A 12,854-nucleotide genomic window follows, 5' to 3' on the forward strand; every position below is an offset into this window, starting at 1 on the left:
CCCGAGCCAAGAACCGGCGTCGCCTTCGAACACGGCGTGTCGCGGTCGAGCAATCGTCTTCCACGATCGCTTCGGGGTGCCTTCGTCAGGACAAGAGTGACCCCTGCGCGCCCCGGCGTCAAGAGGAACAACCGTCGACTTTCGTACCCACTGCCCGTTTCACAACCATCCCGATCGGTCCGTTCACACCCTCGCCCGCCCCCGCCCAGCCCCGCCCGCCGACGTCTGACCGAACGTGACGTTCGGTCACTCCAAGTGACCGAACGCCACGTTCGCTCCCCCAGGGGCACGAGTCGGACTCGTCGGAAATGCCGACCCGGCCACCTGCCGCCGACACATGCACACCATCCGACCGACACTCCCCGCTCGATCACGCGGCACATGTGCACCCTCGGAATGACCGAACGTGCCGTTCAGTCACTCCAAGTGACCGAACGCCACGTTCGGTCCGGAAAACCAGGGCGCCGGGGCACGCGGAGGGGAAAGCTGGAAATCCACTGAACGACAAACGGTTCCGCGCCTAGTTATCGAAAACTGCTCACCATCACAAGTTTTCGTCGTTCGCGACCATCGAACACTCGCGACCAGGGTTCGGGACACACTGTTGAAAACTGGACCTTGTCATCGGCCATTGAGACAGCGAAGACCGCGCGCTCGCAATTGATTTCCCTATGGCGGTTGTCGGTGGAGTCTGCTTATATTTCACCCAGCACGGAGATCGGACCGCACATCGACGGCGTTCTCCGTGCTCGACGGCGTTTCGGGGGGCGTCTGTTCGGGGGTGCGGGTGTTGTCCGTGCGCTCTCGGGAGCCGTCCATGGTCTGGTCGACACTGTATCGGGGGAGAATCATGGTCGAGATTGCGATTGTCGGTATCGGTTGCAGGTTCCCGGGCGGAGTTCACGATGGGCAGAGTTTCTGGGACTTCATGGTCTCCAAGGGCGACGGCATCGTGGACATTCCTGCGGACAGGTGGAATGCGGACAGGTTCTACGACCCCGATCCGGATGCTCCAGGCCGCATGTACACGCGCAAGGGCGGTTTTCTGACGCAGTCGCTGTGGGATTTCGATTCGGAGTTCTTCGGCATCTCTCCGCGTGAGGCTGCGGTCACCGATCCGCAGCAACGGTTGCTGCTCGAGGTCGCGTGGGAGGCTCTCGACGACGCCGGCCATGCCGGACGGGTGTCGGGTGAATCGATCGGTGTGTACGTCGGCGGTTTCACCAACGACTCTGCGGGACTGCGGGGTTCGCAGATGGGCAGGGCCTTCATCAATGCACACAGCGCGACCAGTTCGTCGCACACGCTGTTGTCCAACCGTATTTCCTATGCGCTGGACCTGGTGGGTCCGTCGATGACGATCGACACCGCGTGTTCGTCGTCGCTGGTCGCGGTGCACGAGGCCGTGCGCGCGCTCGACCGTGGTGAATGCACGATGGCTCTCGTCGGCGGCGCCAACACGATGATCAGGCCGGAAACGTTCATTTCGATGTGCAAGGGCAGATTCCTCGCGTTCGACGGCCGTTCCAAATCGTTCGACGCCGCCGCGGACGGTTACGGCCGCGGCGAGGGCGCGGGCATGGTGCTGCTCCGCCCGCTCGCCGACGCGATCGCCGACAGCGACCGAATCTACTCGGTCATTCGGGGATCGGGCGTCAACCAGGACGGTCGCACCATCGCCATTCCCGTCCCCAATCCCGTGTCCCAGCGGGCACTGGCCGAGCGGGTCTGCGCCGAAGCCGGCATCGACCCAGCACAGGTCGGATACGTCGAGGCGCACGGAACCGGCACGTCCGTCGGTGATCCGCTCGAGATCGAAGCACTCGGTGGTGCGTACGGGTCGGTTCCCGGTCGGACGACGCCACTGGTCGTCGGGTCCGTCAAGGCGTCGATCGGGCACACGGAGGCCGCAGCGGGCATCGCCGGTCTCATCAAGAGTGCACTGTCCCTGCACCACGGCACCATCGTTCCTCAGGCGTGGCTGGACACACTGAATCCGGCAATTCCGTTCGACGACCTGGCAATTCGTATCCCCACCGAGGCCGAGCCGTTTCCCGAGGAGTACGACCGCCGCATCGTCGCGATCAACGGTTTCGGCTACGGCGGGACCAATGCTCACGTGCTGATGGACGCCGCTCCCGCCGCCCCGTCGGCCGCCCCATCGACCCGGACCGCGTCTCGCCCGGTCCGGATCTTCCCGCTCTCGGCGCGCACCGATGCCGCAGTCCGTGCCGTCGCGGCCTCCCTCGCCGACGCTCTGGACCGACTCGACGGCTCCGACGACGCGCTCGAGGCGTTCACCGCGGCTGCCTGGACCAGGCGTGCCCACCATCCCGTCCGCACCTCGGTGCACTACACCGACGCGCAGGATCTGACGACGAAGCTTCGGGACGTCGCGTCCGGGACCGGGCAGACGTCCCACGTCGTGGATGCCGACGGACGCGCGCCGGTCTTCGTGTTCAGCGGTATGGGTCCGCAGTGGTGGGGCATGGCTCGTGAACTACTGCTGGCAGGCGGAGAGTTCGCGCGCACGGCGAGCATCGTCGACGACGCGTTCATCGAGATCGCGGGGTGGTCGATCATCGAGGAGCTGAGCCGCGACGAGGAACACTCACGGGTGACCAACACCGAGGTAGCGCAGCCCGCCAACTTCCTCGTCCAGGTGTCTCTGGTCGCGGAGCTGAGAGCGTCGGGTATCGAACCGGAGACGGTCGTCGGGCACAGCGTGGGCGAGGTGAGTGCGGCATACGTCAGCGGTGCCCTCAGCCTGCACGACGCGTTGCTGGTCAGCTGCCATCGCGCCAGGCTGCAGGCGACGACCGCAGGGACGGGGTCGATGTTGGCGGTCGGCCTGTCCGAGGCCGACGCGTTGGCCTACCTCGCCGAAGCAGGCAAGGACATGGTGGAGCACGTGTCGATCGCAGCGATCAACAGTCCTACCGCGGTGACGTTGGCCGGTGACGCCGAGCACCTGACCGAGTTGGCCGAAAGCCTCACCGAGGGAGGGTTCTTCGCCAAACGTCTGCAGGTCGAGGTGCCGTACCACAGTCATCTGATGGATCCGATTCTCGACGACGTCGCCGGCAGCCTGGCATCGATCGACCCGCGGCAACCCGACCTGACGCTGTTCTCCACCGTCACTGCCGGCGAGGTCACCGACGCGAGCTGGGACGCCGGGTACTGGGTGGACAACGTGCGCAAGCCGGTGCGGTTCGCCGACACCGTGACTGCGCTGATCGGTCGGGGCCACCGGGTGTTTCTCGAGGTCGGTCCGCATCCAGTCCTGTCCGGCAACATCCGCGAGATCCTGATCCGCACCGGTGATCCCGGCACGTCCATCGGCACGCTCGTTCGCAAGCAGAGCGACGCGGAGTCGCTGATCACGGCGGTGTCCGCCCTGTACGCGGCCGGCTCGTTCGTCGGCGGCAGGACCGAACCGTCGCCGCACGTGCCGCTTCCCGCCTACCCGTGGCAGAAGTCGCGCGTCTGGCACGAGGACGAGAAGACCGTCGCGGACCGGATGGGAACCGACACTCTGTATCCGATGCTCGGTGACCGAACCTCGGCACTGTCGTCGGAATGGCACGCGGAACTCGCCGTGTCGCAACTGCCGTGGCTACAGGACCACGTCGTCGACGGACTCGTGCTCCTCCCGGGTACCGCCTACCTCGACGCGGCGATGAGCGCCGCCGCAGTCCGGTCCGGGCGTCAGGAAGTCGGCCTCGAACACGTCGAGTTCGTCGCGCCACTCGTCGTCGACAAGCACGACGTGCCCGTGCTCGAAGTGGCCGTCGAGAACAGCACGAGGCGCTTCGTCATTCGGTCCAGGTCGGCGACGGACTCGGCGTGGACGATCAACGCAACCGGGCGGCTCGTCGAAGGACACTTCGACGCTCCGTTCGTTGCGTCGGAGATCGAGGAGACCGCTACCGAGATCACCGGCGACGTGCTGTATCCGCTGCTTGCGTCGGCGGGGCTGCGGTACGGGCCGGCATTCCAGGGCATCAGGTCCGCGCGCATCGGCAAGGACACCGTCGTCGCCTCCATCGACGCCGGGCGCCACGCAGGCTCGGGCCACCTCGTGCATCCCGCCGTCCTGGACACCGCGCTGCAGTGCGTCGCGACCCTGGCCACCGGGCCGTCGGGGGCCGTCGTCCCCTTCTCGGTGGGAACGGTCAGGCGATACGGGCCGGTTCCGGACGACGCGACCGTCGTCGTCACGAGGACCAGCACGGAGCCCATGCGTGCCGACATCGCCGTGACCGACTCCGAGGGACGCGCGGCCGTCACGCTCGGCAACGTCGAGTTCCGGCCCATCGCTCCCCCGCAGTCGCTGCATGCTCGCCTGTCGAAGGTGTTCTACGAGCCGGTGTGGGAGTTGCGTGACAACCGGGACTCGGCGGCGATCCTCGCCGAGGCGGCGCGCGATTTCGCCCTCGTCCTCACCCTCGGTGACGCCACCGAGACAACCCGCACGCGGGCCGACGCGATCGCCGCATCCCGACCGTCGTCGATCGTTCTCGACGCCGCAGTGACGCCGGTGGATGACATCGTGGCCGCTCTCCGCGCAGGGTTGGCCACACCGGGCGTGGACCGGGCCACCGTCGTCGCGGTCGCGGGGGCGTTCACCGATCCGGCGTCCGCCGTCGGCTCGGCACTCGTCGCGGCTCGCGCCGTGCACATCGCGATCTACGGCGACGAGACCGGTCCTGCGACGGATCCCGGATCGGTGTCGGCCGTCATCGTCACCGAGCGAGCGTTCTGCATGCCGGGCGACACCGAGGGCGCCGATCTCGCGCACGCGGGACTCGTCGGGGCACGCAGGTCGCTGCGCAACGAACAGTCGCCGGCAGCATGGCGTTTCGTCGACACCGAGCCGTCGACACCGTTGTCGGACATCACGACCGAGACGTTCGCGTTCGGTCCGTTCCAGAACGACGTCGTCGACGAGGTCGCTCTCCGGCAAGGGTCACGATGGGTGGTGACTCTGAAGAGCAACGCCGACGAGCATCTCGCAGTTCGCGATCAGCCGACGGTCGTGCGCGATCCGGAGCAATCGTTCGCAATCGAGGTGCCTGCGTCGAAACTGCTGTCCGACCTCACTTTCCGTGCCCACGCCCGTCGCGATCCCGGTCCAGGTGAGATCGAGGTCAGGATGGAAGCGGTCGGGGTGAACTACAAGGATCCGCTGAAGGTCATGGGCGTCCTCACCGACAAGGAACTGGCCGGAACGTACTTCGGGACCACGCTCGGGCTCGAAGGCGCAGGCATCGTCACCCGGGTCGGGCCTGGAGTCACCGAGGTGTCCCCGGGCGACCACATGGGTGTGTGCGCTCGAAACATGATGCGTCGGTACGTCACCGTCGGCATCGACGAAGGCGGGACGATGCCCATTCCGTCGGACTGGGAAACCGGCTGGTGCTCGTCGATACTGCCGTTCCTGTGCGCACAATACGGATTGGTGCACCTTGCACGCGTTCTGCCCGGTGAGACGGTGCTCGTCCACGGCGCGGCGGGCGGAATGGGGCTCGCCGCTGTCCAGGTCGCGAAACTGATGGGAGCCCGCGTGATCGCCACGGCGGGCACCGAGGAGCGCCGCGCGGTCGCACGGGATGCCGGCGCCGACGACGTGTTGGCGTCGAGATCCCTGAACTATTCGGACGAGGTCATGGCCCTCACCGACGGCCGGGGTGTCGACGTGGTCTTCAACTCCTCCCCCGGCGAGATCATGGCGCAGAACCTGAACGTGGCAGGTGAATTCGCCCGGATCGTGGAGATCGGCAAGGCCGACATCTACTTCGGTGGCGTCATGGATCTGAAACCGTTCGACCGGAACCTGACGTTCTACGCCGTCGACATGGACCGGATGTTCGAGCACAAACCCGACCTGGCCCGGCAGGTGACCCGCGAGGTTCTGGACAAGATGTCGGCCGGTGACTACGCACCCTTGCCGTACACGACGTTCCCGATGGACCGAGTCGGCGACGCCTTCGAGTCGGTCGTCCGGTCCTCGCACACCGGACGTGTGGTGTTGTCGCTGGACGACGATGCGCCCGTCGTACGGCCGCAGATCCCCACCATCGACATCGATCCGGCGGCGTCGTACGTGATCACCGGCGGCTTCGGAGCCTTCGGAACCGCCGTGGCCAGATGGCTCGTCGCCGAGGGCGCACGTGATCTGGTGCTCGTCGGCCGCAGCGGTGCCACCACCGACCGCGCCAAGCAGACGCTCGCCGAGTTCGCCGCGCAGGGCGTGACAGTCGGGGAAGAACTGCTCGACATCTCCGACTACGCCTCGGTTCTCGGCCTGATCGAACGAGTACACGCACGCGGTGTCGCGATCGCGGGTGTCTTCCACACGGCAGGCCTCGTCGACAACTACGCCGTCAACGACATCACCGACGACTCCCTGCGCAGCATCTTCCTGCCCAAGGTGACCGGCGCAATGAACCTCGACCGCGCACTGGACGAGGCAGGCGCCGACCCGTCGGTGTTCGTCATGTTCTCGTCGATGAGCAGCCTCACCGGTGGTGCGCCGCAGGTGTCGTACTCGGCCGCCAACTCGGTGCTCGACGCGTTGGCGTGGACTCGGCGCCGGCGCGGAAAGGCGGCGTTCACCGTCAGCTGGGGATCGATGGCGGGCGGTGGCATGGCCGAGGCCAAACAGGAAGTGGTGCGGTATCTGGACATGCTCGGCTTCAAGAACATCGACATGGACGACGCGACGCTCCTGCTACGCGAGGCTCTGACGTTCGACGTTCCGCACGTCGCTCTCGTCGGAATCGACTGGGAGCAGTGGGGAATCGCCAATCCGGCGTCGGCGACCATTCCGCGTTTCGCGGCGCACATCGCCGCAGCGAGCACCGGCGGGTCGGGCATCACCGCGCTGCACGCCGAAATCCTCGCGCTACCCGAGGACCAACGCGCCGACGTGCTGACGTTCATCCTGGCCGAGCAACTGGCGTTGGTGATGGGCATCGACGCCGAGGCAGTGGACGTGCAGACACCGTTGCCCGAGCTCGGGCTCGATTCGCTGATGGCCGTCGAGTTCGCGGCCCGCGTGGGCAAGACCGTCGGGCTGGAACTGTCGGTACTGGAGTTCGGTCGTGGGCTCGGCCTCGCCGCCATCGGAGGAAAGCTCGCCGCAGGACTGACAGCACGAGCCCACGGCGAGGACCGGACTGCTGCACACCCGGCTGCACCAACCCCTGCCGAGCCGGACCCCACCGTCGACCAGGCAGGCGTGCCGGACCACGCACGCGGAACGGACACGGTGGTCACCGCCGTGATCCCCGCGCCTGCCGATGCCGAACCCGTACTGGCCACGACCGACACGTCCGGAGCCGTCTGACATGACCGAAGAAGCACGGGAGATTGCACGTCAACTTCTCTCTCGCAGTGGGTATTCGACGGTCCAGGTCGACGACGCCTCCAACCCCGCGCCCCCGCAGCGACCGACGGCGCCCCGTCCTGCCACGCCGGCACCGAAGGTTCGTGGACGCGGATTGCTCGACCATCCGGACATCGTGTCCACGGTTGCGCAGTTCGACGGAGTGGACTCTATGTTCGAGTCGTTGGGTGTCACCAATCCGCTGTACCTGGAACACCACGGCAAGAGCGGCGCGACCATTCGGCAGCAGGGTCGCGACATGATCAACTTCGGAGCGTTCAATTACCTGGGCCTCGGAAACGACGACCGAGTGGCGGAGGCAGCGAAGGCCGCGATCGACGAGTACGGCACGTCGGTGTCCGCCAGCCGGATCGTGTCCGGCCAGATCCCGCTGTACGCGGACTTCGAGTCGAGGATCGCGAACATCTACGACGTCGACGACGCGGTGATCACCACCAGCGGATACCTGACGAACGCGGCGGCGGTGGGGTACCTGCTCGGGAAGGGCGACCTGGCCGTGTGCGATGCCCTCGTGCACAGCAGCATCGTCTCCGGCACCGAGTGGGCAGGAACACGACGGATAACGTTCCGCCACAACGATCCAGCGGCGCTCGAAGCGATCCTGAAGATGTCGAGGAACAGCTTCGAGCGTGCCCTGGTGATTCTCGAAAGTCACTACAGCATGGACGGTGACGTCGCGCTTCTTCCGCAACTCGTCGACGTCGCGCGCAAATACGACTGCGGGGTCATGATCGACGAGGCACACGCATTCGGTGTGCTCGGGGAGCACGGTCACGGCATCCGGGATCTGTACGGTTTGCCGGGCGACGCCGTCGACGTGTGGATGGGCACGATGTCCAAGGCGCTCGGCAGCGTCGGCGGGTTCCTCGCCGGCAGCCGAGAACTGATCCGCGCCTTCAAGTACTCGGCCCCCGGGCTGAGCATGTTCGCCACGGCACCAGCCCCGGCCTCGATTGCCGCGGCGTCCGCGGCCCTCGACGTCATCGATGCCGAACCCGAACGCATTGCTCGCCTGCATGCGCGCGCACGGTATGCCTTCGATCACGCACAGCGCCTGGGTCTTCGCACCGGACTCGCCGAGGGAACGCCGATTCTGCCGATCATCGTCGGAGACACTCAGAAGGCAGTTCTGGCCGGAGTGTCGCTTCTCGAGGCAGGAGTCAACGTCAACTCGATCACGTACCCATCGGTGCCACTGGGAGAGGAGAGGCTGCGTCTGTTCGTCTCCAGCGAGCACACCGAGCAGCAGATCGACACCGCGTTGACGACGGTGGCGTCCGTACTCGATAGGATGTGACCGAAGCAGCTCAGTGGACCACGACCATCGCACCCCAGATGAACCCGGCCCCGATCGTCGCGATGACGGTCGTGTGGCCAGGTAGCGTCCGCCCCTCCCGCTCGAGAAACGCCAGCACGGTGAAAATACTGGCGGCACCGGTGTTTCCGAGCCGATCCAGCGTGATCGGCGCGCGTGATCGGTCGATCCCGAGGGTGTCCATGACGTCGTGCACGATGTTTCGATTCGCTTGGTGAAAGCAGAAATTGTCGATGTCGGTCAACGACATTCCCGCGTCGGACACTGCCTGCCGCACCACTTCTGGTAGCAGTGTCGTGGCCAGTTTCCAGACCCGAGGCCCGTCCATGTAGATGTACTGCTCCCCGCGCATCACTGCACCGGCGTCGGCCGGACGGCGCGAACCACCCGCGCGTATCCCGACGGACATGTCGAGTTCGGACGACAGAACCACCGACCTGATACCGCGTCCCGACGCCGGGGCCGCGGTCACCACGGCAGCTCCGGCGGCGTCGCCGAAGAATATTCGCGTGGTTCGGTCGTTCGGGTCGGTCTGCCGGGAGAACACCTCCACGGCGAGCACGAGGATGGTGCGGTAGCGGGGTCCGATCATCGACGACGCGACTTCGATGGCCAGCAGTCCACCGGAGCACGCGGCTGCGGTGAGGTCGATCGGCACAGCTCGAGCTGCTCCCAATGCCTGCGCGACGGTCAGGGCCGTGGACGGGAACGGTTGATCCGGGTTGGCGGTCGCCAGCACGATCGCGTCGATGTCCGCAGCCGCCGATCCGCTGGAGCGCAGCGTCTTTCGGGCAGCATCGAGGGCGAGATCGGATGCGGCGAGCGAGGAGTCGAGGAATCGTCTCGACAGGATTCCAGTGCGCTCTTCGATCCACCGCGCGTCGGTGTCGAGCGTGGCGCACAGTTCGGCATTGTCGACGATGCGCGGCGGCACTGCGTCGGCGAAATGACCGACGGTGACGCTGACGACTGGGTGCATGTTCACGAGTGTCCGTTCGCTCGACAGAAGTTGAATTCTTGACCAGAGATGGCGCCGAAAATACAAGCGGGGGAACGACTTCAGCGGCTCCCATGCGCCGAAGAGTCGAGCGGTATCCTAACCTCGCGTGCGTCGATCCGACAGTCTCGACGGAGCAGAACTATCGGTGTAGGGTCACGGCAACATCGAAGAAGATCCTCTGCTGTGATCGAACACGTCTTTCATCCATTCGCTTCGCGTTCTCGCATCGAACAGGACGGCCGTTGACCCAGGATTCATCGAACCGTGAGAGCCCGCGAAGCGCCCCTTCGGCTCGTAAACCTTTGCTGGAGTTCGTTATCGGTCACGCCAGAGCAGTGGTTGCCACGTGTGTCGTCGTGATCGTCGCCGCCGGCGTCTGGGGTATCGGCGTCATCGAGGACCTCAGCCTCGGTGGATACTCGGATCCGTCGAGCGAGGCGGCCCGCGTCGACGGCATCGTGGACGCGCAGTTCGGACGAACGATTCCCGACGTCGTCGTTCTGTACACCCCACGAGACGGGCGGTCGATCGACGAGATCGGCGACGACGTCGCGGCCGACCTCGCCGCCATCGACCCGGCTCTGCTGACACGCCCTCCCACGACGTACTGGAACATCGCGCCGGCCTTCCAGCAGGGCCTGAGGTCGTTCGACCGAAACTCGGCAATCGCCGTGCTGACGCTGAACGGCAGCGAGGATCACCGCGTCAAGACGTACCTGAGCATCAAGGATGAACGCGCGATCGACGGCGTGGAGATTCAGTTCGGCGGCTTCTCGACCATCATCGACGCCTACAACGCCGAGGCTCGCGCCGACCTCATCCGTGCCGAGCTCATCACTTTCCCGGTGCTGATGGTGCTGTTGTTGATCATCTTCGGCGGGGTGACGGCGGCGGCTGTTCCGCTGTGCATCGGCGGTCTGGGCATCCTCGCATCGCTGGCCGCGATGCGCATTCTGACGTCCTTCACCGAGGTGAGCGTGTTCGCCACCAACATCGCCACCCTCGTGAGTCTGGGTATGGCGGTGGACTACAGCCTGTTCGTACTCACTCGTTTCCGGGAAGAGCTGCGGCGCGGGTCGACCACCCCGGACGCGGTCCGAGCGACCATGTCCACCGCCGGTCGGACCGTCGCCTTCTCCGGTTTGCTGCTGGTGTGTGGATTCGTCGGGATGCTGATATTTCCGCAGGCGATGATCAGGTCGCTCGGTTTCGGAGGCATGGCAGCCGTGGCCGCCGCTGCGTTCGTCTCGCTCACCGCACTTCCTGCCGCGCTTGCGCTTCTCGGTCCTCGGATCGACTCGTTGAGTTGGCGGACGGGTGCCGTCGAACGCGGAGACGAACGCGCCGAACGGTTCTGGGGCGCGGTGGCGACCTCGGTCATGAAGCGGCCGGTGATCGTCGCCGGCACCATCCTCGCGTTGCTCGCCCTGCTCAGCGCGCCGGTCTTCGGTGTCGCCCTGGGCGATCTCGACCACCGGGGGCTTCCGTCGGATTCACCGGCGCGGATCGCGACCGACGCTCTGTTCACGGAATTCCCGCTCGCCAACTCCGGGGTCACCGTGATGGTCCGGTCCACCGACGGCGGCGCGCCCGACCCTCGTGCGGTCCAACGGATCACGAACGACATCGGCGCGCTCGACGGATTCGCGGCCGCGGCCCCAGGGGGTTCGACCGGAGACTACGCAGTCGTGCGAGCCATCCTGTCCTCCCCCGACCGAACGGAGGGTGCAGTCGCCGCGGTGGAGTCACTGCGCGACCTTCCCGTGCCGGACGGTACCCGAATATTCCTCGGCGGCCCCACCGCGCTGAGTCAGGACGGTATCGCCGCCATCGAGGACACGATCCCCTGGATGTTCGCGATCATGATCGCGTCGACCTTCCTCGTCACCACCGCCGCGTTCCGCTCGATCGTATTGTCCGTCAAAGCGATCGCCATGGCGATGGTCAGCCTTGCCGCGACGTTCGGTGTCCTGACCTGGATCTTCCACGACGGTCACGGCGCGGAACTTCTCGGCGTCACACCAGGACCCCTGCAGGCAACGATGAGCATTCTCGTTCTCGCAGTCGTCTTCGGGCTCTCGACAGACTACGAGATATTTCTGCTCTCCCGCATGGTCGAAGCACACGATCGAGGCGAGTCCACCCGCGACGCGGTCCGTATCGGCACTGCACGCACCGGCCGAGTGGTCACGGCCGCCGCCCTGCTGCTCGTCACCGTCACCGCGGCGTTCTCGCTGTCGGAACTGTCGATGATGCGACTGCTCGGGATAGGCGTCATCGTCGGGCTGATCATCGATGCGACGGTCGTTCGCATGCTCCTGGTCCCCGCCCTCGTTGCGTTGATGGGTGAGGCGAACTGGTGGCTGCACCCGAAACCTCGTCCGCGCGACACTCCCCCGGACACACCACTGGAAAAGGACATCGAACATGCCGGTTGAAGTCAGCACGGTCGAGATCAGAGCCGCACAGAGAACCGACATTCGCGAGATGTCCGACCTGATGGCACGCGCCTTCCAATCCGACGACCCTGTGAGCAGTTACTTCTTCCCGAAGGACGCTCGGCGGCCGAAGATGCAGCGACGGATGATGTCGGCGCTGATCAGGCACCGCTACCTACCCTCGGGAGGTGCAGAGCTTGCAGTGCTCGGCGGGAAGATAGTCGGCGTCAGCTTGTGGCATCCGCACGACGCGTCGCCCGAGTGGTGGCGAATCCTGATTGCCGGTCCACAATTGTTGTGGGCCATGCGCAGTGGTGTCCGAGCAGGAATGCACATGGACAAGATGCTCGACGCCGGGGCGCCCGACGACGACGCGGTGCTGTGGGTGTATCTCGGGGTCGAGCCGACGCTCCACCGATCCGGGGTGGGCGCGGCACTGTCGCGATCCTTCTTCGAGCGGGTCGACCGCGAGGGCCGGACGACATTCGGGATCTGCAAACAGGGCAACATCCCCTTCTGGACCGCGATGGGGTTCGAGGAAGTCGGAACGGACACCATCGGTCCGGGCGGGCCTGAAGTCCACCGCATGAATCGCCGTCCGAGCGCACGGCCGTAGCCGCGTCCGCCGTGACGCCGCCAGGGCCTGCGGAACTCCGTCACCGGGTTCCGCAGGCTCCTGCCGGGACGTCA

The 12,854-nt window shown here is 66.0% G+C and carries 5 protein-coding genes; 4 read left to right on the forward strand and 1 reads right to left on the reverse strand.

The window, feature by feature from the left end; genetic code table 11:
- Nucleotides 1–850 precede the first annotated feature (850 nt).
- Nucleotides 851–7,351 carry a type I polyketide synthase gene (locus tag BH95_RS13665; protein WP_037182732.1) on the forward strand — a complete coding sequence of 2,167 codons (6,501 nt, stop codon included), beginning with the start codon at nt 851–853 and terminating at the stop codon, nt 7,349–7,351.
- A gap of 1 nt (nt 7,352) precedes the next feature.
- On the forward strand, nt 7,353–8,708 hold the full coding sequence (locus BH95_RS13670) for an aminotransferase class I/II-fold pyridoxal phosphate-dependent enzyme (RefSeq protein ID WP_037182735.1): 1,356 nt from the start codon (nt 7,353–7,355) through the stop codon (nt 8,706–8,708).
- A 10-nt stretch (nt 8,709–8,718) separates the two neighbouring features.
- Here the strand turns inward: BH95_RS13670 and BH95_RS13675 are convergent, their stop codons facing one another.
- Nucleotides 8,719–9,705, reverse strand: a complete 987-nt coding sequence (locus tag BH95_RS13675; protein WP_244164957.1) for a 3-oxoacyl-ACP synthase III family protein — start codon at nt 9,703–9,705, stop codon at nt 8,719–8,721.
- A 356-nt stretch (nt 9,706–10,061) separates the two neighbouring features.
- On the opposite strand from BH95_RS13675, the gene BH95_RS13680 reads away from it, so the two are divergent.
- Nucleotides 10,062–12,164, forward strand: coding sequence for an MMPL family transporter (locus BH95_RS13680; RefSeq protein ID WP_037182740.1), 2,103 nt, complete (start codon nt 10,062–10,064; stop codon nt 12,162–12,164).
- Nucleotides 12,154–12,780: an N-acetyltransferase gene (locus BH95_RS13685; protein ID WP_037161940.1), complete on the forward strand. Its 627-nt coding sequence runs from the start codon at nt 12,154–12,156 to the stop codon at nt 12,778–12,780. Before BH95_RS13680 ends, BH95_RS13685 begins: the two co-directional genes overlap by 11 nt.
- The last annotated feature ends 74 nt before the right edge of the window (nt 12,781–12,854 follow it).

This window comes from Rhodococcoides fascians A44A (assembly GCF_000760735.1).
GTDB lineage: Bacteria > Actinomycetota > Actinomycetes > Mycobacteriales > Mycobacteriaceae > Rhodococcoides > Rhodococcoides fascians_E.